Below are 26,592 nucleotides of genomic sequence, written 5' to 3'. Positions count from 1 at the left end.
CGTCAACGATCGAACGGCACGCCCATGCACTCTCACCGCCGCAGACCATCTCTCCGCCTGCCACCCGTGCTGCTGATTGGCCTCGTGGTGATCATATGCAGCCAATCGGCCCCCGCTGCCGAGCCGCCGATACAAGTCGCGATCATCGGCGCCGACACGAGCCACAGCCCGGCTTTCGCTGAGCTCTTTAACGCCAAGAACCAGACCGGCGCCGTCGCCCGCTGCCGGGTGGTCGCCGCCTACCCCGGCGGCAGTCCCGATATCCCCGCCAGCCGCGACCGCGTCGAGGGCTTCACTACGCAGCTAGCCGACGCGGGCATCGAGATCGTTGACCGGCTCGATGAGCTTGTCGATCGGGCAGACGCGTTCCTGCTGGAGAGCGTCGACGGCCGCACCCACCTCGAGCAGTTCCGCGCGATCGCCTGCGGCAAGCCTGTGTTTATCGACAAGCCGGCGGCGGCCTCGGCAGCGGACTTCCTGCTGATGATGGAGATCGCCGAGCGAACCAACACGCCGTTCTTCTCCGCTTCGAGCCTGCGGTTCTGCCCGGAAGTCCGCGAGCTGCAGTCGTCGGAGGAGCTGGGCGCCGTCATGGGCGCGGCAACCTCCACGCCCTACAAGACCGAGCCCCACCACCCCGACCTGTTCTGGTACGGCATCCACGGGGTCGAGGCGCTCGCCACGCTGCTCGGACCGGGCTGCCAGCAAGTGACCCGCCACGAGACCGACCGCGGGCTCGTGCTGCACGGCGTCTGGCAGGATGGGCGGCAGGGCCAGGTGTGGGCGGTCGCGACCGGCAAGCCGGTTTACTCGTTCACGGTCTACGGCGACAAGAAGGTCGGGTCGCGGATCGGTTACTCGGGCTACGCGGGCCTGATCGCCCAGATCGCGGAGTTCTTCGTGAGCGGCCAGCCGCCCGTCGTCCCCGAGGCGACCCTTGAGATCCTGGCGATGATGGAAGCCGCCGACCTGAGCAAGCAACGGAACGGCCGCCCGGTTTCGCTGCAGGAGGTCATCGAGGCGGCCCACGCCGCGACGGCCAACCGGCAATAACCTGGGTCAACGGGACGCCGCGGGACGATGTTGTTGAGATCCCCCGCCCGGCAGGCTAGGCTAAAGCCCCTCCGCCCGACGCCTCCCGCTCCCCAAGACGCCATGCCCCGCACCCTGATTCTGTTTGCGCTGCTGTTCGCCTGCCGGCCCGCCTACGCGGAGCCGTCGCTGAAGCCGGTCGAGGGCCTCCGCGAAGACAAACCGAGTCTCGTCGCGCTGACCGGCGCACGAATCGTCACCGCGCCGGGCAAGGCGATCGAATCGGGCGTCGTCATCATCGAAGACGGCGTGATCAAGCAGGTCGGCCCCGACGCCAAGACGCCGCCGGGCGCGCGGGTGATCGACCTGTCGGGCAAGACCATCTACCCCGGTTTCATCGACGCCTTCACCGAACAGAAGATCGACGCGCCCGCGGCGGGCCCCGGCTACTGGAGCTCGCAGGTGACGCCCCAGCGGAGCGCCGCGGCTCACTACAAGGCCAATGAAAAACTGCAGCGTGAGCTGCGGAGCCAGGGCATCGCCGCCCGGCTGGTCGCGCCCGCCAGCGGCATCATCAAAGGGACCAGCTGCGTCGCGCTCACCGGCGACGACGAGCAATCAGGCGCGATCCTGGCGCCGGCCGTCGCGCAGCACGCCGAGCTGACCATCCGCCGCCGCGGACGCGAAGACTTTCCGAACAGCCCGATGGGCGCCGTGGCGCTAGCGCGTCAGGCGGTGCTGGACGCCCAGTGGCGGCTCCGGGCAGCGGCCGCCGAGAAGGCGGCGGGCGGCGCCGCGACCGTTCCGCACAGCGCGGCGCTGGACGCGCTCGCCGGTTGCCTCGATGGCGGGCAACTGCTGATCGCCGACGCCGCGAACGAGCTGTTCGTGCTGCGGGCCGACCGCTTCGCCCGCGAGTTCTCACTGCGGCTGGCGGTGCGGGGCTCGGGCAACGAGTACCGCCGCCTGGCAGACATCGCCAAAACCGGCCGCACGATCATCGTGCCGGTCGACTTCCCTAAGCCGCCCGAGGTGTCCTCCGCCGAGGCGGCTGCCGACGCGTCGCTCGAGGAGCTGATGCACTGGCGGCTCGCTCCGGAAAACCCCGGCCGGCTCCACCAGGCAGGCGTCACGATCGCCCTGACGACCGACGGCCTCAAGAAACGGGGCGACTTCCTCAAGCAGGTCCACACCGCAGTGAAGCGGGGCCTGCCCGCCGAGGCCGCACTCGCCGCGCTCACTACCACGCCGGCCGAGCTGCTCGGCGTGTCCGGGTCGGTCGGCACGATCGAGGCCCACAAGCTCGCCAACCTGGTGGTCGCCGATGGCGACTTGTTCGCTGCCGATTCCAACGCGAAAACCAAGGTGCTGTCGACCTGGGTCGCCGGCAAGGAGTTCGAGATCAACCCGGCCGCCGATATCGACCTGCTCGGCGAGTGGAAACTCGATTTCAAGCAAGAGGGCGCCCCCGCCGACCTGCGGCTGGTCCTGACCGGCAAGGCCGAGAAGCCGAGCGGCAAGCTGACCGTCGGCGCCGAGCAAGGCCATGAAACAGACAAGCAGGAAACAGCAGAAGAAGAGGAAGGCGCCCCGAAGAAGGACAAGCCGCGTGTCAACAAGCTAAAGGACGTGCGGCTGGAGCATTCCCGCCTGGCGGGCCGTTTTGACGGGAAGCCGATCGGCGTCGAGGGCGCCGTGCTGCTGTCGGCGACCGTGGTCGAGTGCGAAGACGGCCTGAAGCTGTCGGGCGTGCTGCGTCCGCTGGCGGGTGATCCACTGAGATTCACCGCAACCCGCTCCGACGACGAGGATTCGTCCGACGACGACAAAGATCAGGACGCCGAAGAGGAACCGGCCGTCGACGTCGAGGTCGCTGTGAACTACCCGCTCGGCGCCTACGGCCGGACGGCGGCGCCCGAGCGGCCGAAGCACGTGCTGTTCCGCGGCGCCACGGTCTGGACCTGCGGCGAGCAGGGCAAGCTCGACCAGGGCGATGTCCTGGTTACCGACGGCGTGATCGCCAAGGTCGGTCCGAGTATCGCCGCGCCCGAGGGCGCCGTCGTTGTCGACGCCCGGGGCAAGCACCTGACGCCGGGCATCATCGACTGCCACTCGCACATGGCGACCGACGGCGGCATCAACGAGGCGACCCAGGCGATCACCGCCGAGGTCCGCATCGGCGACATGATCAACCCCGACGACATCACCATCTACCGACAGCTGGCCGGGGGCGTCACGACCTCCAACATCCTGCACGGCTCGGCCAACCCAATCGGCGGTCAGAACCAGGTGATCAAGCTGCGGTGGGGCGCCGGGGCCGAGGCGATGAAGCTGGCCGGCGCGCCGGGCGGCATCAAGTGGGCCCTCGGCGAGAACGTCAAGCAGAGCAACTGGGGCCCCGACCACACCACCCGCTACCCGCAGACCCGGATGGGCGTCGATGAGCTGCACATCGACGCGCTCGCCGCCGCCCGCGCGTACCAGGCCGAGCACGACGCGTGGGCGGCCAACCCGGTGGGCGTGCCGCCGCGGCGCGACCTGGAGCTCGAGGCGCTCGCCGAGATCCTCGCCGGCGAGCGGTGGATCCACTGCCACAGCTACCGCCAGACCGAGATCATCTCGCTGCTGCGGACGCTTGAGCGGTTCGGCGTGACCATCGGCTCGCTGCAGCACATCCTTGAGGGCTACAAGGTGGCGCCCGAGATGGCCAAGCACGGCGCCATGGGCAGCTCGTTCGGCGACTGGTGGGCCTACAAGTTCGAAGTCTACGACGCCATCCCGTTCAACGGCGCCCTGATGCACCAGGCGGGCGTGGTCGTGTCGTTCAACTCCGACGACGCCGAGATGGGCCGCCACCTCAACCACGAGGCCGCCAAGGCCGTCAAGTACGGCGGCGTCCCCGAGCAGGAGGCCCTCAAGTTTGTCACGCTCAACCCGGCCCGCCAGCTCCGCATCGACGACCGCGTCGGCTCGCTCACCGTGGGCAAGGACGCCGACCTAGTGCTGTGGAACGCGCCGCCACTGTCGATCTACGCCCGGTGCGAACAGACCTGGATCGACGGTCGAAAGTACTTCGACCTCGAGGAGGACGCCCGCCGCGTCGCGGACGACCAGCGGCTGCACGCGAAGCTGGTGCAGGCGGTGTTCGACTCGAAGGAGCCCACGGCCAAACCGGGCGACAACCGCGACGACCCCTCGAAGCTCTGGCCCCGGCACGACGAGTTCTGCCACGGCCACGGGCACACGCACACCCACTAGCAGCGAGAGCCGCGTCGACCAGGACCAACGCCGCGTTGTTCCGGCACAAGGAGTCTCCAACGCCGATGACACCCAACCATTCGCATCCCATGAAATCTGCCTGCCTGCTGGTCTTGTTGACGCTAGCCTCCTCCGCGCCGGGCGTGTGGGGGGCCGACCAATCCGTGGCGCTCGTGGGCGCGACGCTGCACCCGGTTTCTTCGGCGCCGATCGAGAACGGCGTGCTGGTAATCCGAGACGGCAAGATCGCCGCCCTCGGCAACGCCGGCGCCGCGGTCGGCGACGCCGAGCGCGTGGACCTTGCCGGCAAGCACATCTACCCGAGCCTGATCTCGGCCTACACGCAGCTCGGCCTGGTCGAGATCGACGCCGTCCGCGCGACCCGCGACTTTGACGAGGCAGGAACCGTCAACCCCAACGCCCACGCCCACAAGGCGTTCAACCCCCACAGCGAGCTGATCCCGGTCACGCGCTCCAACGGCGTGCTGCTCGCGCTCACCGCGCCCGAAGGGGGACGCATCCCGGGCTGCTCGAGCCTGATGCAGCTCGCCGGCTGGACCTTCGAGGACATGCTCGTCGAGCCGGATGTCGGGCTCCACATGCACTGGCCGCGGGAGCGCCCCCGCGACGACGATCACGGGGACGACCACGATGCCGAGGACCACGACGAGCAGGACGAGGTCGAAAAGCTGGCCCTGCTGTTCGACCAGGCCAAGGCTTACCACGCCCTCCGCGCCGAATCGAAGGAGCCGCCGGCGGAGGTCGACTTGCGGCTCGAAGCGCTCGGACCGGTGCTGCGCGGCGAGCGGCCCGTCATTGTCGTCGCCACCGATGGCCAGGCCGAGATCGAGGCCGCCGTGGCGTTCTGCGTCGCCCGCGGGCTGCGGATGATCCTGCACGGCGGCTACGACGCGCCGCTCTGCGCAGACTTGCTTATTGAGCACGACATCCCGGTGATCCTTAGCGGCGTGACGCGTCTGCCGTTGCGGCGGAACGACCCGTACCACTACGCGTACTCGCTGCCGGCCCGGCTCCAGGCGGCCGGCGTGCGGTACTGCATCGCCGGCAGCGGCAACGACGCCGGGTCCAACGCCCGCAACCTGCCGTACCACGCGGGCACCGCCGCCGCGTTCGGCCTCACGCCCGAGGAGGCGTTGCGGTCGATCACGCTTTCACCGGCAGAGATCCTCGCGGTGGCCGACCGGGTAGGCTCGCTCGAGCCGGGTAAGCACGCCACGCTGTTTGTCGCGGATGGCGACCCGCTCGACATCGCCACCCAAGTCGAACGGGCGTACGTGCAGGGCAGGGAGGTCGACCTGAACGACCGCCACAAGCAGCTGTACAAGAAGTTCAAGCAGCGGCTCGAGGAGTAGCATTCAACAAAAACAGCCGCGTCGCGAGGACCTCGCGACGCGGCTGTTGTCTAGACTGACTAGCGGCGACTGATCTACAGTTCCTTGATCATCAGGTTCCGCCAGCGGACCTGGGTCCCCTCTTTGTCCTTGTCGCCGCCGATGCCGTGCACCTGCAGGGCGATGAAGCCCTCGGCGGTGTGGTCGTCGTGCAGGTCGGCCACCGGTGTGCCGTTGATCCAGGTCTGGATGTGGTCGCCCTCGCAGCGGATGCGGTACTCGTTCCACTCGTTCGGCTTGAAGGCGGCGCGGGCCTCCTTGTGCTCGTCGCCGGCGAGGTTGTAGAGCCAGCCGCGGCGGGCCTCGTCGTAGATGCCGCCCGACCACGAGCGGTCCGACGGATCAATCTCTACCTGGTAGCCGTGCACCCGGCCGCCCGGGATGCGCCCGCTCCACTCCTTGCCGTTGGGCCAGGCGGCGGTCTCGTTGTAGGCCTCGTCGCGACAGAGGCTGCGGATCTGGATGCCGGAGTTGAGCTTGGAGTCGACCTTTAGCTCGACCTTCAGCTCGAAGTCGCCGTAGTTGCGCGGCGTGCAGAGGAAGGTGTTGTCGGTGTTCAGGACGCTGGTCCCGACAATCTCGCCGTCCTCTACCTTGTAGGTCGCCTTGCCGCCGCGCTTCACCCAGCCGTCGATCGACTCGCCGTCGAACAGCGGGACAAAGCCATCGGTCTCTTGTGCGGCGGCAGGCGCTGCGGCCGCGGTGTGACTGGCGAGCAGGAGACAAACGCAGCAGCTCAGGATCGTGCGCATCGTGGTGACTCGACGGGGGTTGTGACTCGGCGGGGTAAGTGGAGTGATCTAAACAGCCCCCGCATTCTAACACACCCGCCAGGCCGCTGCGCTCGTGTCGGCCAGCAGTCCGCCGCCGCTAGTAGCGTCGCCAACGCGACCAGCGGACGACGTCGTCGTAGTAGGTTTTGTGCGTCTGGTTGGTCGGGTAGAAGTGCTCGGCGCCGAACCACCCGTAGCGGAAGGGCTGCGCCTGGGAGCGGTAGTTGTGAGTTCCCGCGAAAGGAGCAGATTCTGGATGAATGTGCGTTGTGGGCGCCGCCGGCGGCGGAGCCTGCCCGAAGGCGTGCGGGCAGAGTGTCAGGGCGAACAGCGCCGAGGCGGCGGAGCGTTTCACAACTCGCCGGGCGTTGAATCCGTTCATGGGGTGCTTCCTTGCGTTTCGCTGCTCTCGGCTACGGCCCGTCGGTTACCGGCGGGGCGGCGAAGTAGATTGGCTGGTGGCAGTGGGGACAGGTAATCGCCTGGGCCGCTTGCTCGCTCGGAGGGGGCGTCTGGGCGGCGGGGGCTGGCTGTTGGTACGGGTAGGGCGCCGCGTAGGCCGGCGGTGCGTAGCCGCCGTAGGGGGCGCCCAGCACGACGTTCGGCGGGCCATATAGGTTGCCGAAATACGGCTCGTAGCTGCCGCCGTACCGCTGCTTGTAGTAGTCCAGGTGATAAGGGTAAGGGCGTTGAAACGAGCCGGCCGCCACGGCCGATCCGCCGCCACGGTAGGGCGCTGGGGCCGAACCGTGGTAGTAGGCCCGGCCGGCGTCCTGGCTGCCGCGCCGCTGATATGCCTGCGCCGCGACGGGCGCCTGCCCGACCGCCGGGGCGGCCAACAGTGCTAGCAGTACAAGCGGAAAACAACGCGCCATGGCAAACTCTACCGGTTATGTCGTCAGGGGGAGCCTCTGGTTATTAGCGTAATCAGCCCGCGGGCCGGCAAAGGCCGGATCTGGCCGATCGGGCCCCGGCTGGGGCGGCGACGGTTGGGTGGCGCTGGTTTTGCCGGTGGGCCGGCCAGCGTCGGGGGGGGTCGGCAAGATCCGCCTTTTCGCGGGCCGGAATGTGTGATAGCTTGTGGGATTCTCCCAGTCCTAATTTCGCGGGCCGCGTGTTGCTGCCCCGGGCCGAGGAGCCGTTCTAGCCGCCGTTGCCCCTTCTATCTGGCCCCCTGTCTTTGGGGCCCCGCCGAGGGCGACCGTAACGCGGCACAACCACCTCTATTTCTTCCCCAATGGTTAACCGCAACCTGCTGCGTGAGTTTGACGTCACCGACGACGACCTGGAAGCCGCGATGGGCGTCGGCCTCCTGGAGGCCCCGGACGAAGCCGACTGGCTGGCCGGCGAGGACGTCTCGATCAACCAGATCGTCGAGGGCAAGATTGTCCGCGTCGACGCCGAGTACGTGATCGTTGACGTCGGTTACAAGAGCGAGGGCATGGTGCCCCGCAGCGAGTGGGAGGAGGACGACGAGAACCCGGCCGATCCGGACCCCGAGATCGGCGGCACGGTCCGCGTGCTGGTCGAGGACGTCGAGGACGTGGTCGGCCGCCACGACGAGCGTGGCATGATCGTGCTCAGCAAGCGCAAGGCTGAGAAGATCGAGAAGTGGATGGCGGTCATGGAGTCCGTCCACGAGGGCGACGTCGTGACCGGCACCGTGGAGCGCAAGATCAAGGGCGGCCTCTTGGTCAACATCGGCGTCAATGTGTTCCTGCCCGCCAGCCAGGTCGACATCCGCCGCCCGCACGACATCGGCGAGTACATCGATAAAGAGATCCAGTGCATCGTGCTCAAGATCGACGAGCAGCGGCGCAACATCGTGGTCAGCCGCCGCAGCCTGATCGAGCAGGAACGCGCCAAGAAGAAGGCCGAGCTGCTCAAGGAGCTGAACGTCGGCGACCTGCGCAAGGGCGTCGTGAAGAACATCGCCGACTTCGGCGCGTTCGTCGACCTCGGCGGGATCGACGGCCTGCTGCACATCACCGACATGAGCTGGGGCCGCATCAGCCACCCCTCCGAGCTGGTCAAGATCGACGACGAGCTCGAGGTCATGGTCCTGCACATCGACTACGAGAAGGAAAAGATCGCGCTGGGCCTGAAGCAGAAGCAGCCCAGCCCGTGGGACGACGTCTCGACCAAGTACCCGGTTGGCTCGCGCGTCACCGGCACGGTGGTTAACGTCATGAGCTACGGCGCCTTCGTCAAGCTCGAGGACGGCATCGAGGGCCTGGTGCACATCAGCGAGATGTCCTGGACCCGCCGCATCAGCCACCCCTCGGAGCTGGTCAACATCGACGACCAGGTCGAGGTCGTGGTGCTGGGCATCAACGAGGAAAAGCAGGAGATCTCGCTCGGCATGAAGCAGACCCAGGACAACCCCTGGGACAAGGTCGCCGAGAAGTACCCGCCGGGGCAGCTGGTAACCGGCAAGGTCCGCAACCTCACCAACTACGGCGCCTTCATCGAGATCGAAGAGGGCATCGACGGCCTGCTGCACGTCTCGGACATGAGCTGGACCCGCAAGGTCAGCCACCCGAGCGAAGTGGTCGAGAAGGGCCAGGAGGTCGAGTGCCAGGTGATCTCGGTCGACACCGATCGCCGCCGCATCGCCCTGGGCCTCAAGCAGATGGAGGACGACCCCTGGGCGACCGACATCCCCAGCCGCTACCAGCCCGGCCAGCTGGTGCAGGGCAAGGTCACCAAGATCACCAACTTCGGCGTGTTCGTCGGGCTGGAAGACGGTCTGGAAGGCCTGCTGCACATCTCGGAACTGGCTGACGAGAAGGTCGAGAACCCCGAGGACGTCTGCAACGTCGGCGACGAGATCGAGGTCAAGATCCTCCGCGTCGACACCGACGACCGCAAGATCGGCCTGTCCCGCAAGCGGGTCGAGTGGGCCGAGGAAGACCTCGCCACCGAAGACGGCGGCTCGGACGAAGGCGTCTCGAAGCCGGCGGCCGACCTCAAGGGCGGCCTCGGCGATGGCGGCCCGCTGTTCAAGGCGCCCGGAGCCGCCGAAGAGCCGGCGCCGGTCGCCGAGGGCGACTCGGAGAGCCAGGAGGACTAGTCCCTCCGCGGGCCCTCCGGCCCCTGGAATCGTTACTACCGCACGACGCGACGGGTTGCATCCCGTCGCGTCGTTTTTTTTGGCGCGGCCCGCGCCACACGCGCATCCGGCGCACCGCCACCATCTTGCGCCGCCGCAAAGGTCCGCCTGCCCTAGCGACGATACCCATTGCTAGCAGTCCAAAACCAATTGCGCGCCCGCCCTCCCCGACCCGGCGCCCGCCCGAAGCACCGCCCGCCATGCCAGCCGCCCCCAAGAAACGATCCAGCTCGAGCGTGCAGAGCCCGCTAGAGACCTACCTCCGCGAGATCAACGAGACCGCCCTCCTCTCCGCCAACGAGGAGAAGGAGCTGGCGGTCAAGATCGGCAACGGCGACACCCAGGCCCGCGACCGCATGGTCCGCGCCAACCTCCGCCTGGTCGTCAACATCGCCCGCGGGTACTCCGGCAAGGGCCTCGGCCTGCAGGACCTGATCGAGGAGGGCAACCTCGGCCTGCTCCGCGCGGTCGAGGGCTTCGACCCCGCCATGGGCACGCGGTTCAGCACCTACGCCAGCTACTGGATCAAGCAGTCGATCAAGCGGGCGCTGATCAACACCGGCAAGACCATCCGCATCCCGGCCTACATGGTCGAGCTGCTCTCCAAGTGGCGGCGGGCGAGCAGCCGCCTGACCGAAGAGCTCGGCCGCTCGCCGACGCCCGAGGAGATCGCCCGCGTGCTCGGCCTGCCGAAGAAGAAGCTGCCGATCATCAAGAAGGCGATCAAGATCTACAACGCCACGCCGCAGACCGACCAGACCGAGGCCGGCTGGACCCTGGGCGACATGGTGATGGACGAGGATCAGCTCAGCCCGGACGAGGCGATGGTCGAGAACGACTCGCTGCGCCACGTGCTCGAGATGCTCAAGACCATGGACGAGCGCGAGGCGACCGTCCTCAAGCTCCGCTTCGGCCTGGGCGGCATCGAGCCGCGGACCCTCAAGGAGATCGGCCTGCAGCTCGGCCTGACCCGCGAGCGCGTCCGCCAGATCGAGACCGAGGCCCTCGGCAAGCTCGCCGCCAGCCTCGACGACCCCCGCGACGCGCACCTGCTGATGAAGCGGTAGGCGGGGCCCCAGGCTCACTCCGCGAGCAGGCCGGTCGTGTCGATCGAGCGGAGCCGCTCGACCTCCTGCTCCGAGAGCTCCCGCAGCAGGCCCGACTCCATCAGCGCCCCGAACCGGCGGTTCGCGCGGTCGTCGATCAGCGGGCCGACGTTGTCGGCGTGCAACGGGATCACGTCGCGGCCTCGGCAACGCTCGCGGTGCCGGGCGAGGCGTTCGGCGAGCGGGCCGCGGTTGTCGTGGTTCTCGATCTCAACGTCCGCGAGCTGGAACATCGCGCCGAGCGGCACGTCCTCCCTCCGCACCATGCCGGTCATGACATCCGGCCCCCGCTCGCAGTAGCTGTCGAACTCAAGCGGCGTGTTTTCCTCCAGGCCCTCCGCGCCCTGCATCCGCATCCACTCCAGGATCGCCACGCAGCCGTGCCGGGGTTGGTAGAGAGTCGCCGCGTACTGCAGCTTCATCCCCACGACACGCGATTTCCGCACCCGCAGCGGCTCGAACCCCAGGTCGGCGAGCTGCTCGAGCAGCGGCGCCCATTTGGCCACCGCGGCGGCCGGCAGTTCGGAGGGGTCGACCTCGACATCCGTGCCGGGGAACCCCACGCCGCAGTTCGGCGGCAGACGCAGGCCAAACCGGCCCGCCAGGCGGAACGCGAACGCCACCGGCCCCGCGACGATGCCCAGCTGCTTGGCCAGCGCGCCCCGCAGCAGCTTGTACGGGACCTTCGAGATGTCTTCTGCGTAGTAGCGAATGGCCATGGCGGCTCCAAGCGTTTTCCGCGGCTAGCCTTGGGCGAGCAGCTCTAAGCCGGTTGCGTCGGGGAAGTGCGGCTCCACCTCCGCCAATGCCGGGAGGCCGGCGGCGGCCAGCAGCGCGTCCACCCGCTGCTTGCGAGTTAGCTGGTCGAGCGGCCCCGCCACAACCGTCGTCGGTTCATCACCGCCGCCCAGCGTCACCTTCTTCCTGAACGCCCTCCGCACCCGCCAACTCAGCAACTTGTAGCCGCCGACCACCACGACTATCGTGCCAACGGCCGCGTAGCCCACCGCCGTCCAGTTGCCCGAGAACACGCCGAACAGCGCCAGCGGCACACAGAGCACCACCACCAGACAGCCGGTCGCTTTGCGGGCGTACCTCTGCACGCCGCCGCCAATCAGCCCAATGACCGCGCCCATGTTAAACTGCTCGGTCGACAACGCCAGCGGCAGGATCTTTGCCAACGCGTCGACGTCCGACATCGGCCGGCCGGCGACGCCCGAGGCCTCGCACTGGTGGGCGTAGCCGCGTTTGGTCCAGCGGAGCGTCCAGCCCTTCCACTGCTTGCCGAGCCGGGTCATCGTGGCCAGCAGTTCGGGCGACCCCCACACAAACGCTGTGCGGTCGTCGACGTTGACGAACAGGCCCTCGGCGACCGACGCCTCGCGGGGGATCTCGGCCGGCTTCAGCTTCAGCGCCGCGCGGAACGCGGCCGACTCGCCCCGCAGCAAGTCGAGCGACAGCTCGTCGAGCCGCCGGTGCCGGGCCGCTCCGCTCTTGTCGAGCACGGTGATCCACGCCGCGGGCGCACCGTCGTCGTCCTGGTCGTCGTCGTCGTCATCTTCGCGGGCGGCCTCTTCGACCGATTCGGGTCGGGCTTTGTACTCGTCGTCCGCGTGGTCGGGCTGATCCTCGGCGTCGACCATCAGGCCGAACCCCTTTGCCAGCGCGAGGCTATCGGCCGCCGGCGTCAGCTTGTAACCGGGCCAGGCCGCGGAGAGCAGCCGCTCGTAGGTCCTGCGGACATGCGGGACCGCCGAGGCGTCGGGGTCTCGGGTCCAGCACAGTGCCCGCCGGTCGAGATCCACGGCGACCCCGCCCGAGCAGTCGCCGCCCCACTCGTCGAGCTCCTCGAACTGCTCGACCCACGCGGCAAAGTCGTCGGGCCCCCATAACAGCTCACGCCGCAAGAGCGCGGCCGCCCAGCGGTCGGCAAAGTATCGGGGCTTGCCATCCTTGATCACCGCAAAGGCAGCAGGCTCGCTCATAGTTACTCGGCGCCGTTCGAGAGAAGAGGGAGAAGAGAAGAACGCCAGCCTACGGCACCGCCGCCGGCGCTGTCAGGATAGGCTGACCGCCGGCGCGAAGCAAGCAATTATGCCCGCCCGCCAGACTACCGCTCCCTCGGCTCGCCGCCCGACTCCCAACGCAGAACGGCGGCGACCCCCTGCCCCGGAGGCCGCCGCCGCGTCTGTTGAAGCTGTTCTCTACCGCTCTGCGACTAACGCCGACGACGCACGCCCGTCAGGAGCACGGTCGAGGCGAGCAGCGAGAGCGCCACCGGCTCAGGGACCGCGGCCGAGGCAGCCGCCGGGATCGACGAGCCGTAGTTGGCCGCCCACAGGTCGTAGCCGGCCTGCGAGCTGTCCGGCGAGTTGCCGGCGCGCCACACGGTGTAGTCGGCGGCGTCGACGACGTCGTCGCCGTTGTAGTCGCCCTGCAGCCCGAGGAACTCCGAGCCGAGGCCCATCAGCACGATGTCGCCGCCCGAGCCGGCGCCGCTGATCGTGTTGACGATGCTGTTGTCGGCGTCGGTCCAGGTAATGTCGCCCGTGTAGGAGATGGTCCAGTCGTAGCGGGTGCCGCCAAACATGGCCGACACGGTGTCGCCCTCGAGGTAGTGGCCGGCGCCGTCTTCCCAGGCAAACACGGCGTCGGTCAGGGTATCGTTGTCGATGTCGCCGAAGCCGTTGACGACGCCGCCGTTCGATCCGAAGCCGATGTCGAAGTCGACGTCAAACAGGCCCATGTCCGAGGGCACACCAAGGCCGTCGACGGCGGGCGCTTCGTCGAGTGACAGCACCAGCCGCGAGGAAAGCGTGGCGCCCGTATTGGCCTCGAGGCCATTGTTGAGCGTCACGTTGCGAGCGACCTGCATCGGCCGGAAGCCGCCGTTCTGGAAGACGAACTCGGTAATCGCCACGCCGCGGTCGACGCCGTTGGGGTCCTGCCCCTCGGTGAACACGCCGTCGGCCGAGCCGCGGTAGGAGATCGAGATGTAGTCCCAGGTGCGGACGTGACCGGCGGCGCCATTGCCGATCACAAACCGGTTGACACCCGACGGGCCCGAACTCCTACCGTGGCCCAGGCGGATGCCGCTGCCGGAGTCCATCGAGATGTCCATAGTGCCGCCGAGGTACTCGTAGGCGCCATTGCCCCACCCCGAATCCTCTGAGTTGCCGATGTCGAGCTGATTGGACGGGATGTTGAGCCGACCGCCGGTCTGCGTGATCTGCCCGAGGTTCTCATTCCCCGCAGTGCTTCCGGAGCGCCCGATAATGGTCGTGCTCTCAATGGCCAGGTCGCCGCTCTTGATCGTCAGCAAGTTAGAATTCGTTGTGTTGCGGGAAATGTAGAGGCGGTAGATGTGCTGAGGGCCGTAGTCGCTGCCAACGCTTCCGGCAATATTCGAGCCGGTTGGGTAGGTCAGCGACGCGGCCGCGGCGAAGAAGGGGTCGTTGTCTGGGTCGTAGACAACGCCTTCACCGGTCAGGTCCCACGGGCCGGAACCAACATTGATCTGCGCATCGGTCGCGACAACAGTATCACCACTGAGCTGCGCCGGTGGGATCAGAGTGCCCGCGCTCCAATTGGCAGGATCAAACCACCAATTGGAATTGCCGTCGCCGTCCCATGAGGTCGCCGCATGAGCGGCGCCAGCGGTGATGGACAAAATACAGAGCGTCGCAATACCGCGCCGCGCAAATAGTAGACAGGAGCCGATTAGCATCTGACAGTTCCTCGGATTCAAGTAGAAGAGAAGATCCAGGTGATCGATTCGCGTGCTCTCACGCGGACTGTGCGCATCGCATTCGCCTAGGGCGTATGGCAGGACGGCGCAGTGCCGTCGAAGTCGTAGATGTCTTCGCCGGCACGGGTAGCCGCCCGGTCCATTACCTTGAGGTCGGTCGAGCGGCTAAGGACATGCACGCTACCATCGCACATCGCAAACACCGCGACGCCTGGGTGTCCGGCGCCAAACCCGAGACCGCCCAACGGACCATTCTTTGGATCGTCATTGGCCTCGAGGCAGAGTTGTTGGCAGAAGTCTCTCGTCTCGCCGATAGCGATGCCGGGCAGCGAGTCGCCGTTGAATACCTGCACGCCTTCCGCCAGTCGCTTGCTCACCTCCCCGGCGAGCAAGGTCTTGCTCGTGCCATCAATGATCTTGGAAAAACTCGTGAGCGCCTTGAAGGACACCACACTGCGGTTACCAATGGCGGATCCCCCGCGGTACCGAATATTCCTAGCCTGCGGCATGGCGCCATCTACATACGACCCCGACCATCCCGCATAGTTTCCGTCGGTGAATCCCTCGTCCTGAGTTTGGCCAGGTCGCCGAAACGTAACCGGACAGCTTGACCCCGACACATTGCGATAGTCGCTGATTGAGCCTGCGTAGCCGCGACCGTTATCGCCTCCGCGGCTATGGCCGTGCCCCGTGTCGTGAGGAATGTGCTCCACGATCGTGGATTCGTGCCCGACGCTGGGACAGTAGAAGCTTGGGATGGTCGCCGTTCGCGCCTCGTAGGTTTGATCGTAGAAGCAACCTCGCTCGTTGTCCCAGAGGTCAGCAGCGGCGGCCTCTTCCATGAAAGGAAGGATTAGCGATGACCAGGTCTGCTGATGGTCATAGATCCGCATCGGCGGCAGGTGCTTGGTGACGTCGTGGTAGCCGTGCACCGCCAAGCCAACCTGTTTCAGGTTGTTCACGCACTGCATCCGCCGCGCCGCTTCGCGCGCCGACTGCACCGCCGGCAGCAAGAGCGCGATCAGCACGCCGATGATCGCGATTACAACCAGCAGTTCAACCAGCGTGAACGCCGGTCGGCGGCTCCTGCTGCCATTGACAAACGATGCTACCATCTGAGCACAACCTCCCGTGGGCGCCCCGCGAACGCGGCGACGCGAATGATTTACTTGCAACGTATCAACAGCACGAACAACGCAGCCTACTAAGGGCGGGAACACGCCCAAGCCACGAAGGGTTACAAGCCCGCCCACGCCGGCGGAATAGAATAGGGACGAAAGAATAGTGTCTGAGCAGTCGGCTCAGCTGATTTCATCTTAGCCGCAACGACCGGCGGACCAACTCTCGTTCCTGCAATCGAAGGGACCGTCGTCGCACGGTCGCTGCAATCTCTGCGCAGTACTCGGCAGGCAACCACCCTCCAGCAGAGCCAACTGCAACAACTGGCACCTAACTGCCACAAGTTGCATCTAGCGCGTGTAGAACGCAGTCAAACACCCATACTCCACATGCACATTGCGCGTTACAAGCAGGTCGACCCTAGTTGCAATGAAGGGCGTTGATTCCCAATTCGCGCAAATCTAACGTGGTTGTAGCGACGCCCTTGCCAAGACTTGCGGCGTTGCGTCCCGACGCGGCTTCGGAGTCCCTTGAACCGCGCTTTTCAGTAGCAACGTTTCTCGCTTTTTCTTCTCAGTGTTTCCGCATCAGCGGCAGGAGTGCATCTAATGATCTCGCGACCCCGACGACCTCTCTCCCTCCGCGGCGCCGCTCTTTTCTCGGTGAGCTGCCTAGCGATCCTCGCCATTCAGGGTGGCCCGACGCTGGCCGCGGTGATCAACGTGGCCGACGACACCTGGGTCCGCGAAGACGACGCCGACAGCAACCGCAACGGCAACGACCAGATGAACGCCAGGACCGACATCGACGCCGACGATAACGATGTCATCCTGCTGCGGTTCCCCACGGCCGGCCTGCCGAGCGGCATTTCCGGAGTTTCGCTCGACCTGTTCTGGCAGCGCTCGGACAGCGGCGCCTCAAACACCCTCAAGCTGTACGGGCTGAACGAGACCGACCCCGACGAAACCAGTTGGGACGAGACCACCGTCACCTACAACAACGCTCCGGGCCTTATCCCGGACGGCATGGACCCTACCGCCGAGACGGCCGCCATGGCCTCCTACGATGAGGTCCAGGATCTCGACACGGCTAATCTGACGCTCCTGGTAGCAGACCAACTGTACGGCCCGCAGGTGACCAACGAGAAATACTCTTTCTCGAGCGCCGCACTTGACGCCTTCCTCAACGCCGACACCAACGGCGAGGTCACCTTCCTGATCCTCCGCGGCAATGAAAGTACGAGTGGCAACCAGGCGCGGTTCTGGCCCAAGGAATCGGGCCCGGGCGCGGTACTCAGCTACGTCCCCGAGCCCGCTTCGCTCGGCCTGCTGGCCCTGGCCGCGGCCGCCCTGGCGGGCCGTCGCCGCTCTGCCTAGCGGCTCAAGAGTAGTCTTTTGAATCTGCATGTGCGGCCGCGGCCCGAACTGGGTCGCGGCCGTTCTGCGCATCAGAACAGCCCGCGGATCCCTATGCGTTTTATCGTTGTTATCGCGTTGGCCGTTGAGTTCGTGCTCGCTTCTGCCGCCCATGCGGCGGCGGGCCCGCCCGCGGCCCCTGCCTTCCCTGGGGCACTGGGGCAGGGCGCCGCCTCCGCCGGCGGCCGCGGCGGCGCAGTCTACCACGTCACGACGCTCGAAGACTACGCGCCGCACCGGGGCGAAGAGAAGATCAAGGGGAGCCTCCGCCACGCCTTCCGCGCCGACATCGGGCCGCGCACGGTGGTGTTTGATGTCGCCGGCGTGATCCACCTAAAAGAGCCGCTCGAGATCCAGAAGGACCGCATCACCGTCGCCGGCCAGACCTCGCCCGGCGGCGTAACGCTGTTTGGCTACCCGCTGGAAGTCTCCGGCGCCAAGGACATCGTCGTGCGGCACCTGCGGGTCCGCTGCAGCGACCTCCACGGCCGGCCCGCCGGCGAGGTGGTCGGCCAAACCGGCGTCAGCCGCGGCGACCTGGTCGGGTCGAAGGCCAACTCCGTGCACATCGGCAATGGGGCCGAGCGGGTCATCTTCGACCACGTGTCGGCCACCTGGGCCATCGATGAGACCCTCTCCGTCACCGAGGCCCGCGACGTCACGGTGCAGCACTGCCTGATCGCCGAGGCGCTCGACCACTCGCTGCACAGCAAGGGCGCGCACGGCTACGGCACGCTGGTCCGCGGCGGCCTGTCGGCCGACGACCGCGACGCGTGCCGCGGCGGCTACACTTTCCTCGGCAACCTGTGGGCGCACAACCGCTCGCGGAACCCGTCGCTGGGCGGCGAGCAGCGGATCCGGAACGGCCTGGCCGAGTCGGCCCGCGGCAGCGCCGACGTCAACCTGCTGAACAACGTCGTCTACAACTGGAGCGACCAGGCGACCTACCGCAGCGAGCTCGGCATGGTGCGGATTAACCTGATCGCCAACAGCTACATCACCGGTCCCGCCAAGCACGCAAAGTACTTCTTCCGCGGCGGCGGCGCGGCCAGGGGAATCGCCTACTCGCCCACGCTGCTGTACGCCCGCGGCAACCTGTTTGACCGCGACGAGGACGATCAGTACAACGGCCTGCCGGTCGAGTCGACCGACCTGGTCGACACCGCCATCACGCAGCTCGATCACGACGACACGCTCCGCACGACCGGCGATCCGTTCGCGTTCCTCGACCCGGCGACCGCCGACGCCATCCAACCCGCCGAGGACGCCTACCAGCAGGTCGTCCGCGGCGCCGGCGCCAGCCTGTGGCGGGACGCGATCGACACGCGGATCATCGACTCGCTGATCCACCACGACGGACGCGTGATCGACTCCCAGGAAGAATTCCGCGGCGCCGACGGTGTGCTGCCCGGCGTCGACGACCTCGCCGAGCAGCGCCGCCCCGGCGGCTTCGACGCCGACCAGGACGGCATCGCCGACGACTACGAGCGCGCCCACCAGCTCGACCCTGCCAATCCCGCCGACGCGGGCGGCGACTCGCTGGCGGTCGCACGTGGCTGGCCGGGTCTAACGAACCTCGAGGTCTACCTGCACGACCTCACCCGCGGCGAATGAACCGCCGCCCCCGCGGCAGAAAGTACGGAACCGAGAAGGCCCCGATGACGAACCCCGTGAAGACCTGCCGCCGCGCGGCGGCGTTGCTGATACTCGCTGCACTGACCATCCCCCCGGCGCACGCCGCCGAGTACTTCATCGCCCCCGGCGGCAGCAACGCGGGCAGCGGGTCGATCGCCTCGCCGTGGGGCGGCTTCGACTACGCTATCGGCCAGCTCTCGCCGGGCGACACCCTGTATGTCCGCGGCGGGCAGTACGACCTCGACAACCGGGTCCGCTTCCAGAGCTCCAGCGCCGGGACCGAGGCCGCGCCGGTGCGCGTCTGGTCCTACGCCGACGAGACCCCCGTCCTCGACTTCTCCGGCATGTCGAACTCGCTGTGGGGCGGCTCCAGCGGCCGGGGCATCCAGGTCGACGGCGGTGCCGACTGGCTGCACCTCAAGGGGCTGACCATCCAGAACGCCCGCGACAACGGCATCTGGAGCGGCGCGAACCACGGCGTCTACGAACAGATGGTCACCCGCTGGAACGGCGACTCCGGCCTGCAGCTCAGCGGGGCCGCCGCGCACAACCTGATCCTCAACGCCGACTCGTACGAGAACTACGACCCGAGCAGCAACGGCGAGAACGCCGACGGCTTCGCCCTCAAGTTCTCCGACCTCGGCCCCGGCAACGTGGTCCGCGGCGCCCGCGCCTGGGGCAACGCCGACGACGGCTGGGACATGTGGCAGAGCATCGCCGGCGGCGTGCTGGTCGAGGACTCGTGGTCGTTCGACAACGGCAAGATCCTTCCGCGGTTCTTCGAGGTCGACGCCCTCGAGCAGAACAACCTCACCAACGGCAACTTCAACGGCGACGGCAACGGCTTCAAGCTCGGCCAGGACGCCGGTCCGCACGTGCTCAACCGCGTGCTGGCGTGGGACAACCAGGTCCGCGGCATCGATGTCAACGGCAACGGCTTCGGCGTGCAGGTGAACAACGCCACGGTGTTCGACTCGAACCGCAATTGGCAGTTCGACGAGGAGTCGTTCGAGACCGTCAACCAGCACCTGCTCCGCAACAACATCTCCGTGGCGGGATCGCAGTCGGACATCTTCCAGTCCGGCGTGACCGACTCGTTCAACACCTGGAACGGCATCCCGGTCAACTCGGCCGACTTCCTGTCGCTCGACGACACCATCGCCCGCGGCCCGCGTCAGGCCGACGGCAGCCTGCCGGTCAGCGGCTTCCTGCGGCTGGCGCCCGGCAGCAACCTGATCGACGCCGGCACGGACGTCGACCTGCCGTACAACGGCTCGGCGCCCGACCTCGGCGCGTTCGAGTCGGCCCTGCCCGGCGACTTCAACGCCGACAGCCTGGTCGACGCCGCCGACTACACCGTCTGGCGGGACGCCCAGGGGACCGACGAGTCGCAGATCAACTTCGCGGGCAACGGCGACAACCTGGTCACCGGCCTCGACTACGACGTCTGGCGGGCGAACTTTGGAGCGACCGAAGTCTCGTCCGGCGCCCCAACAACGGCGCCCGAGCCGGCCGCGCTACCGCTGATCGGCGCGGTTGGGCTGCTGCTGGCCGCCGGCAAGCGGCGGCGCTATGCGTTGGCCACCGCCGCCTGCGTGGCGTTGGCGGCGCCTCAAGCGGTCACGGCCCAGCTCCCCGCGTTCCCCGGCGCCGAGGGGTACGGCGGCACGTTCTCCGGCGCGGCGCCGGCGGCCGGCTGGTTCTCCAACGCCACGGTCTACCACGTCACGAACCTCAACGACAGCGGCCCCGGCTCGTTCCGCGACGCCTTCCAGCAGAACAGCGCGAACAAGATCGTCGTGTTCGACGTCGGCGGAACGATCAACATCGCGGACAACGTCGACATCAAGAACCTGGCCAATTACTACATCGCCGGCCAGACCGCCCCCAGCCCAGTCACTGTGTACGGCGACACCGTGCAGCTGACCCACAGCAGCGGCAAGGAGAACCGCAACGTCGTGCTGCGGTACCTCTCGTTCCGCAAGGGGGACGGCAACGGGCAGGACTCGATCACCTTTGCGGGCAGCGGCCTGGGGACGAATCTGATCCTCGACCACCTGTCGGCCTCGTGGTCGGAGGACGAGATCCTCTCGGTCACCAACAACAACACAAACATCAGCGTCCAGTACACCATGATCCACGACGCGCTGGTCAGCAACCACGCGTACGGTTCGCTGATCCGGCCAAAGATCAGCTCGGAGGTGACGTTCCACCACAACCTGTACGCCAACAACGCGAGCCGCCAGGCCCGGTTCGGCACCTACAACGGCGAGACCCTCACCGCCGACTTCCGCAACAACGTGGTGTACAACTTCCGCGACCGAGCCAGCTACACCGGCGGCAGCAGCGACGCCGAGCAGGAGTACTCCGACGTCAACTACGTCGGCAACTACATCATCGCCGGGCCGGGCACGCAGGGCTCGCCCAACTACGCGTTCAGCGTCGACAAGAACGTCACCTCGCGGGTCTACCAGTCGGGCAACTACATCGACCCCGACGACGCGCCCGGCGGGACCCCGGCCGACGGTGTGGTCGACGGCGCCGACACCGGCTGGGCCATGTTCCGGGTCTCGACGCCGGTGACCGACCAGTCGCTCACGCAGATGGCCAGCCCGTTCGCCACGCCGGCGGTCGCCACACAAACCGCGCCGGACGCCTACAACCAGGTCCGCGACTACGTCGGCAACTGGTGGTGGGACCGCGACGCCATCGACTCCCGCGTCCTCGGCAACCTCACCAACTTCACCAGCCCCACGATTGGCCTGTCGTCGCCCGACTCGGGCGAACTCAACGCCCTGCTCGCCGCGCCCGCCACCAGCCACCCCGCTAACTACGACACCGACGGCGACGCCATGCCCGACGTCTGGGAGTTGGCCCACGGGCTCAACCCCAACCTGGCCAGCGACTGGAACCTCGACTTCGACGCCGACGGCTACATCAACCTGATCGAGTTCATCAACGAGAAGGGCGAGTTCCCCGCACCGACCCCGCTGGTCTTCACCGGCGGCGCCGACAGCCGCTACGCCAACATCATGAACTGGCGGACCGACGACCAGGGCGTCACCGCGGGCACGCCCTGGCAGCCGTCGCGGTTCGACAACGCCGTCATCAAGTCGGGCGCCATCGTGGTCGACGCGGTCGGCCAGCACGCCGGACTGCTCGAGATCGCGCCGGACGCCGGCGACAACGCCGCGCTGACCATCGCCGCCGGCTGGCTGATGGTCGAGCACGAGACCCGCGTCGGCGGCGCCGCCGGACAGGGCGAGCTGCGCCTTGCGCCGGGCGCGACGCTCTACTCGCCCACGATCGTCGTCAACGACAGCGGCAGCCTAGTCGGCGCCGGAGAGATCGTCGGCGACGTCACCAGCAGCGGCGCCGTAGCGCCGGGCGAATCGGCCGGCGTCATCATGATCGTCGGCAACTACACCCAGGCCGCCAGCGGCATCCTGATGATGGAGCTCGCCGCCGCCGACAACCACGACGCCCTGGCCGCGTCGGGCGACCTAACTGCCGGCGGCGCGCTGGAGGTCACGCTAATCGATGGCTTCCAGCCATCCGCCGGCGACTCCTTCCCGCTGCTCGCCTGGGGCGGTCAGAAGGGCGGGGCGTTCGACTCGCTGCTGCTACCGGCGTTGTCGGCGCCGCTCGCGTGGGACGTCACGCTGCTCGAGAGCCAGGGCCTGCTGTCGGTCGTCCAGGCCGCTCTGCTCCCCGGCGACTTCAACGACGACGGCGTGGTCGACGCCGCCGACTACACCGTCTGGCGGGACAACACGTCCGGCGCCTACACGCCCGGGGACTACCAAACCTGGCGGTCCAACTACGGATCCGCGGCAGCGACCGGCGGTGAAACGCCCGTCCCCGAACCCGTCGGCCTGCTGCTGCTCGTCGCGACCTGCGGAGCATCACCCCGACGAAGCGAGCGCCCGAAGTAGCACGACTCTCCCCCGAGGCGGTAACTTGATCTCCGCGTTACGGGATTGATTGCCTGCGGCATTCTTCCACGATTCTTATCGAAAAGAGCCGCCCGGCGCGTTCAAATGGTGGGTTGGAGTTGGTTGCTGGTTTCCTCCAAGAAAGTACCGCGGGGGCCGAGTGGCAGGGGACGAGCTTCTGAACCGCGCGTGCTATCGCTTGCGACTTTTGTCCGTTGTTGCGTGCACAAGGGGACAAAAGTCGGGCGGGCTGCGGTGCGTGACGCTGTGCAAACCGTTCCGATAACAAGAGTTGCGACTTCGAGCCGGTCCCGCAGGGGCCGACTTTTGTCCCTAAGATTGCATGGCGAAATAAGGGACAAAAGTCGGGGTCCGGGGGGCGCCTGAGCGTTTTCGGAGGGTTTCATCACGGGGCCGCCGCGCTATCATGCGTCCGCGGTCTGCGCTTACCTCACCAACTCGGCGTTCCCTCCTCACCACGCTCGGAGCACGCGTTATGAAGCTGTCCCTACCCGCTGCCTGCCTTGCCCTGCTGCTTGCCCCCGCGCTGCTGACGGCGGCCGAAGACGGCAGTGACTGGCCTCAGTTCCGCGGGCCCAACGCGAACAACGTCGTCGAGGGCGACAGCCACCCCGCCGAGTGGAGCGAGTCGCAGAACATCGCCTGGGAGGTCCCGCTCGAGGGGCGCGCCTGGGCGACGCCCCTCATCACCGGCGGCAAGGTGCTGCTGGCCAACGCGGTTGCCGAGGGCGAGAGCAGCGGCCGCCGTGGCGAGCGGGCGCCGCACAAGTGGGAGCTGGTCTGCCTGGACCTGGCCTCCGGCGAGAAGCTGTGGAGCAAGGTCGCTAAGGAGGGTGTGCCAAGCGTCGGCACCCACCGCGACAACACCTACGCCTCGGAAACCCCGGTCACCGACGGCGAGCACGTGTACGTCTACTTCGGCATGACCGGCCTGTACTGCTACGACCTCGACGGGAACCTCGTCTGGCAGAAGGACCTCGGCTCCTACAAGATGCAGGCCGACTGGGGCACCTCGAGCTCGCCGGCGCTGCACGAAGGGCGGCTGTTCGTCCAGGTCGACAGCGAGGACCAGTCGTTCCTCGTCGCGCTCGACGCCAAAACCGGCGAAGAGCTGTGGCGCAAAGACCGGGACGAGGGCTCCAACTGGAGCACGCCGATCATCTGGAAGAACAAGCAACGCACCGAGCTGGTGACCGGCGGCGGCAAGTTCCGCTCCTACGACCCCGCGTCGGGCGAGCTGCTCTGGACGCTCGACGTCAGCGGCAGCCGCAGCTCGGCCTCGCCGTCGGCGACCGAGGACCTGCTGATTGTCGGCGCCGAGGACCGCTCGAGCCGCGGCGGCGGACGCGGCGGGGTGTTCGCCGTCAAGCCGGGCGGGCAGGGCGACATCTCCCCCGACGCCGACGGCAAGAGCGACTTCCTGCTGTGGGGCACCGACGAAACCGCCCTGGGGATGTCGTCGCCGCTGATCTACGACGGCGTGGTGTACATCCTCGCCCGGCGGGGCGGCATCGTGAACGCGTTCGACGCCAGCAGCGGCGAGCTGCTGTACCGCGAACGCGCCCGGGGTGCGTCGGCGTTCTGGGCCTCGCCGTGGGCGGCGGGCGGCAAGATCTTCCTGCCTAACGACCGCGGCGGCGTGCACGTGCTCGAGCCCGGCAGCGAGTACGAGCTGGTCCGCACCAACGAGATCCCCGGCCGGCTGTGGGCCAGCACCGCCGTGGGCGACGGGTCGCTCATCCTGCGCTACGAAGACCGCGTGGTCTGCGTCCGCAACTAGCAGGATGGCTACAGAGGGCGGACCTGGAAGTTGTCGAACGTGCTGTTCACGCCGCCCGACAGCAGACCAACCGCTCCCGTAAAATACGTTTCGTCTTGAGCCTCGATAAGCGGCTTGCGGGCGCCGTCCAAGTAGACCGAAAGGCGGTCGCCTTGGGCCACTACCCTTAAGTGGAGGGGGCGGTTCGGCCGCCCGGGCAGGTCGGCCTCGGCGAGCACGGTCAGCTCATCCCCATTGGAACGCACGAGCTGCACGCGGTTGTCGGCGGTCCACTGGGCGGTGTAGCCGTGGTAGCGGTTGACGCCGACCGCGGCGTTGCTGATGCGGAAGAGGAGGCCGGCGGCGCCGTCGCCGCGGCGGCGGTTCACTTCCACCTCGGCCTCGAAGTCGGCGTAGTCACGATCACGCAGCACAAGCTTGTCCCCGTACCGCGGGTCGAGCGTCCCGCGGACCTGAAGCGCGCCGTCGCGGACGCGGACCGAGGTGCGGCGGAAGAAGCAGATCGGCTCCCAGCGGTCGAGGTTATCGAAGGTTTCGGCCAGCTCTCCGCCGGGCTCGCTAATGAGCTTGTTGGCGGGTTCGCCCGAGGGGGCGGGCAGGACCGTGCCCCACGGCGCTGGGCGGCCGAAGTTGGGCGCGCCGTCGGCGGTCCAGGTGAAGCGTTGGATGCTGACCGAGCGGTTCCACGAGCCCTCGGGGTCGATCGAGCTGTGGTAGACCAGCCAGTCCTCGGCGCCGTCGGGGCTCTTGGTCAGGCAGCCGTGGCCGGGGCCGTACACGTGGTCGGTGCGGCTGAAGGCGGGCTTGGGCTGCTTGACCCACGAGTCGGGGTTGAGCAGGTCGCCGTCGGTGCACTCCATCACGCCGAGCGCGTAGTCGGCTGTCCAGCTGCCGCTGCAGGCGTACACAATGAACACGCGGCCGTCGCGGAGCAGCGGCTGCGGTCCCTCGTTCAGCCCGTCGGGCCGGCCGCGGGTTTCCCACTCGTGCATCTTGCCCGAGATGTCGACCGCCGGGCCGGCGAGCTCGGTCGGGCTCGCCATCCGCGAGATGAACAGGTGCTGCGTCGAGTCGGGCACGGTGTCGACCGGCCAGCCCGACCAGACGCAGTAGAGCTTGCCGTCGGCGGCGCGGAACACGCTCTCGTCGATCGCCCAGCCGGGGGTCTGGAGTTCGGCGGCCATGCTGTACGAGCCGAGCGGGTCGTCGGTGTCGGCCTTAAGGACTATCAGCCGGTGGTTGGCGTTATCGCCGTCGTCGGCGCAGGTGTAGATGTACCACTGGCCGTCGATCCGGTGGATCTCGGGCGCCCAGAGCTGTTTGCTGTAGGGGCCGGTCGCCGGCGGCACGTACACCGTGCGGCTGACGCCCGGGTCGGTGAGTTTATCGGACTTGAAGACGACAATCGCGCTGTCGCCGGGCGCGCTGGCCGCGATGTAGTAGACACCGTCGTGCAGCAGCACGTAGGGGTCCTGCCCGCCGTAGATCGGGTTGGCGTAGGTCGGCCCGTCAGCAGCCGGAGCGGCCGCGGCGCCCAATAGGAGGGCCAGAGCGAGCAGGGCAGGGGAGAGGACGCGGGTCACGGTGGCAGACTCCATGGGTTGCAGACAACACGCAGCGAGGCTCCGGCAAGGGAGCTGGGGCAGGACGATGGCTCTACGCGCCGATCTTCCGGCCGAGCACCACGACATCACCGCGCGCGTCGTCGAGCTTGGTGACGCCGGGCAGCAGGCCCCAGCGTTGGAAGCCAAGCCGCTCGTGGACCTTGAGGCTCGGCTTGTTGTGGGCGAACACGAGCGAGATGATGTTCTCGACTCCGAGCGACGGGCACTCGTCGATCAGCCGCTGCATCATCCAGGGGCCGACGCCCTGGCCCTGCAGCGATGGGTCGACGTAGACGCTGGCCTCGGCGGTGATGTGGTAGGCGTAGCGGGGGAGGAAGTCCGACAGCCCCACCCAGGCGACCACCTTGCCGTCCCGCTCGGCAACCCACAGCGGGCGGCGTTCGGCCGAGTGCGCGTGGTACCAGTCCCGCCGGCTCTCGACCGTGACCAGCCGCAGGTCGGCGTTGGAGGTCCGCGACGGGATCGCGGCGTTGTAGATCTCAACAATCGCGGGCAGGTCCGACTCGGCCGCTTCACGCAGCGAGATCGAAGGGTCGGGCGGGAAGTCGGCGGCTTCCATAGGGGCAGTGCGAGTCGGTGGGAGGTCGAAGGGAACCGCCATTTTAGCTTGCGAGGCCCCAG

18 protein-coding genes are annotated in these 26,592 nt (G+C 67.6%); 9 read left to right on the top strand and 9 right to left on the bottom strand.

Translation table 11 applies throughout. The annotated features are described in order from the left end of the window. Positions 1–24: 24 nt before the first annotated feature. From Pla123a_RS05005 to Pla123a_RS04995, 3 genes are all read left to right on the top strand, one after another. Positions 25–1,053, top strand: coding sequence for a Gfo/Idh/MocA family protein (locus Pla123a_RS05005; protein ID WP_231956330.1), 1,029 nt, complete (start codon positions 25–27; stop codon positions 1,051–1,053). Between the two features lie 102 nt (positions 1,054–1,155). Then, positions 1,156–4,290 carry an amidohydrolase family protein gene (locus tag Pla123a_RS24915; RefSeq protein ID WP_231956329.1) on the top strand — a complete coding sequence of 1,045 codons (3,135 nt, stop codon included), beginning with the start codon at positions 1,156–1,158 and terminating at the stop codon, positions 4,288–4,290. An 89-nt stretch (positions 4,291–4,379) separates the two neighbouring features. After that, on the top strand, positions 4,380–5,663 hold the full coding sequence (locus Pla123a_RS04995) for an amidohydrolase family protein (protein WP_231956328.1): 1,284 nt from the start codon (positions 4,380–4,382) through the stop codon (positions 5,661–5,663). 74 nt (positions 5,664–5,737) lie between these two features. Here Pla123a_RS04995 and Pla123a_RS04990 read toward each other — a convergent pair whose 3' ends face one another. The 3 genes from Pla123a_RS04990 to Pla123a_RS04980 form a co-directional block, all read right to left on the bottom strand. Further along, positions 5,738–6,454, bottom strand: coding sequence for a 3-keto-disaccharide hydrolase (locus Pla123a_RS04990; protein WP_146584501.1), 717 nt, complete (start codon positions 6,452–6,454; stop codon positions 5,738–5,740). 118 nt (positions 6,455–6,572) lie between these two features. After that, entirely contained in the window at positions 6,573–6,857 is a 285-nt protein-coding gene (locus Pla123a_RS04985; RefSeq protein WP_146584499.1) for a hypothetical protein, read from the bottom strand. Between the two features lie 31 nt (positions 6,858–6,888). Then, complete coding sequence (locus Pla123a_RS04980) at positions 6,889–7,350, bottom strand: hypothetical protein (protein WP_146584497.1); 462 nt, start codon at positions 7,348–7,350, stop codon at positions 6,889–6,891. Between the two features lie 362 nt (positions 7,351–7,712). On the opposite strand from Pla123a_RS04980, the gene Pla123a_RS04975 reads away from it, so the two are divergent. Further along, a complete protein-coding gene (locus tag Pla123a_RS04975; protein ID WP_146584495.1) occupies positions 7,713–9,548 on the top strand; it encodes a 30S ribosomal protein S1 in 1,836 nt (611 codons plus the stop codon). A 239-nt stretch (positions 9,549–9,787) separates the two neighbouring features. After that, the gene (locus Pla123a_RS04970) at positions 9,788–10,654 is read left to right on the top strand and encodes a sigma-70 family RNA polymerase sigma factor (RefSeq protein WP_146584493.1); all 867 of its coding nucleotides are present in this window, start codon (positions 9,788–9,790) and stop codon (positions 10,652–10,654) included. 14 nt (positions 10,655–10,668) lie between these two features. Here the strand turns inward: Pla123a_RS04970 and Pla123a_RS04965 are convergent, their stop codons facing one another. The 4 genes from Pla123a_RS04965 to Pla123a_RS04950 all read right to left on the bottom strand — a co-directional run bounded on the left by Pla123a_RS04965 (position 10,669) and on the right by Pla123a_RS04950 (position 15,556). Then, positions 10,669–11,412 carry a hypothetical protein gene (locus Pla123a_RS04965; protein WP_146584491.1) on the bottom strand — a complete coding sequence of 248 codons (744 nt, stop codon included), beginning with the start codon at positions 11,410–11,412 and terminating at the stop codon, positions 10,669–10,671. A gap of 24 nt (positions 11,413–11,436) precedes the next feature. Next, positions 11,437–12,678: a hypothetical protein gene (locus Pla123a_RS04960; RefSeq protein WP_146584489.1), complete on the bottom strand. Its 1,242-nt coding sequence runs from the start codon at positions 12,676–12,678 to the stop codon at positions 11,437–11,439. 233 nt (positions 12,679–12,911) lie between these two features. After that, complete coding sequence (locus tag Pla123a_RS04955) at positions 12,912–14,363, bottom strand: hypothetical protein (RefSeq protein ID WP_146584486.1); 1,452 nt, start codon at positions 14,361–14,363, stop codon at positions 12,912–12,914. A gap of 143 nt (positions 14,364–14,506) precedes the next feature. After that, on the bottom strand, positions 14,507–15,556 hold the full coding sequence (locus tag Pla123a_RS04950) for a DUF1559 domain-containing protein (RefSeq protein ID WP_146584484.1): 1,050 nt from the start codon (positions 15,554–15,556) through the stop codon (positions 14,507–14,509). A gap of 612 nt (positions 15,557–16,168) precedes the next feature. On the opposite strand from Pla123a_RS04950, the gene Pla123a_RS04945 reads away from it, so the two are divergent. From Pla123a_RS04945 to Pla123a_RS04930, 4 genes are all read left to right on the top strand, one after another. Next, positions 16,169–16,936 (top strand): DNRLRE domain-containing protein, encoded by a 768-nt coding sequence (locus Pla123a_RS04945; protein ID WP_146585193.1) that lies wholly within the window; start codon positions 16,169–16,171, stop codon positions 16,934–16,936. A 93-nt stretch (positions 16,937–17,029) separates the two neighbouring features. Then, entirely contained in the window at positions 17,030–18,589 is a 1,560-nt protein-coding gene (locus Pla123a_RS04940; protein ID WP_146584482.1) for a hypothetical protein, read from the top strand. Positions 18,590–18,633: 44 nt separating this feature from the next. Beyond that, entirely contained in the window at positions 18,634–22,545 is a 3,912-nt protein-coding gene (locus Pla123a_RS04935) for a right-handed parallel beta-helix repeat-containing protein (protein WP_146584480.1), read from the top strand. Positions 22,546–23,041: 496 nt separating this feature from the next. Then, positions 23,042–24,346 (top strand): outer membrane protein assembly factor BamB family protein, encoded by a 1,305-nt coding sequence (locus tag Pla123a_RS04930; RefSeq protein ID WP_146584478.1) that lies wholly within the window; start codon positions 23,042–23,044, stop codon positions 24,344–24,346. Positions 24,347–24,354: 8 nt separating this feature from the next. Here Pla123a_RS04930 and Pla123a_RS04925 read toward each other — a convergent pair whose 3' ends face one another. Both Pla123a_RS04925 and Pla123a_RS04920 read right to left on the bottom strand, forming a co-directional pair. Then, positions 24,355–25,929, bottom strand: coding sequence for a family 43 glycosylhydrolase (locus Pla123a_RS04925; RefSeq protein ID WP_231956327.1), 1,575 nt, complete (start codon positions 25,927–25,929; stop codon positions 24,355–24,357). 73 nt (positions 25,930–26,002) lie between these two features. Continuing rightward, positions 26,003–26,530, bottom strand: a complete 528-nt coding sequence (locus Pla123a_RS04920) for a GNAT family N-acetyltransferase (protein WP_197527686.1) — start codon at positions 26,528–26,530, stop codon at positions 26,003–26,005. Between the last annotated feature and the right edge of the window lie 62 nt (positions 26,531–26,592).

It is taken from the genome of Posidoniimonas polymericola (genome assembly GCF_007859935.1).
GTDB classification, from domain to species: domain Bacteria; phylum Planctomycetota; class Planctomycetia; order Pirellulales; family Lacipirellulaceae; genus Posidoniimonas; species Posidoniimonas polymericola.
The sequence above is the reverse complement of the archived record's forward strand: the minus strand, read 5'-3'. Positions and strand labels throughout refer to the sequence as shown.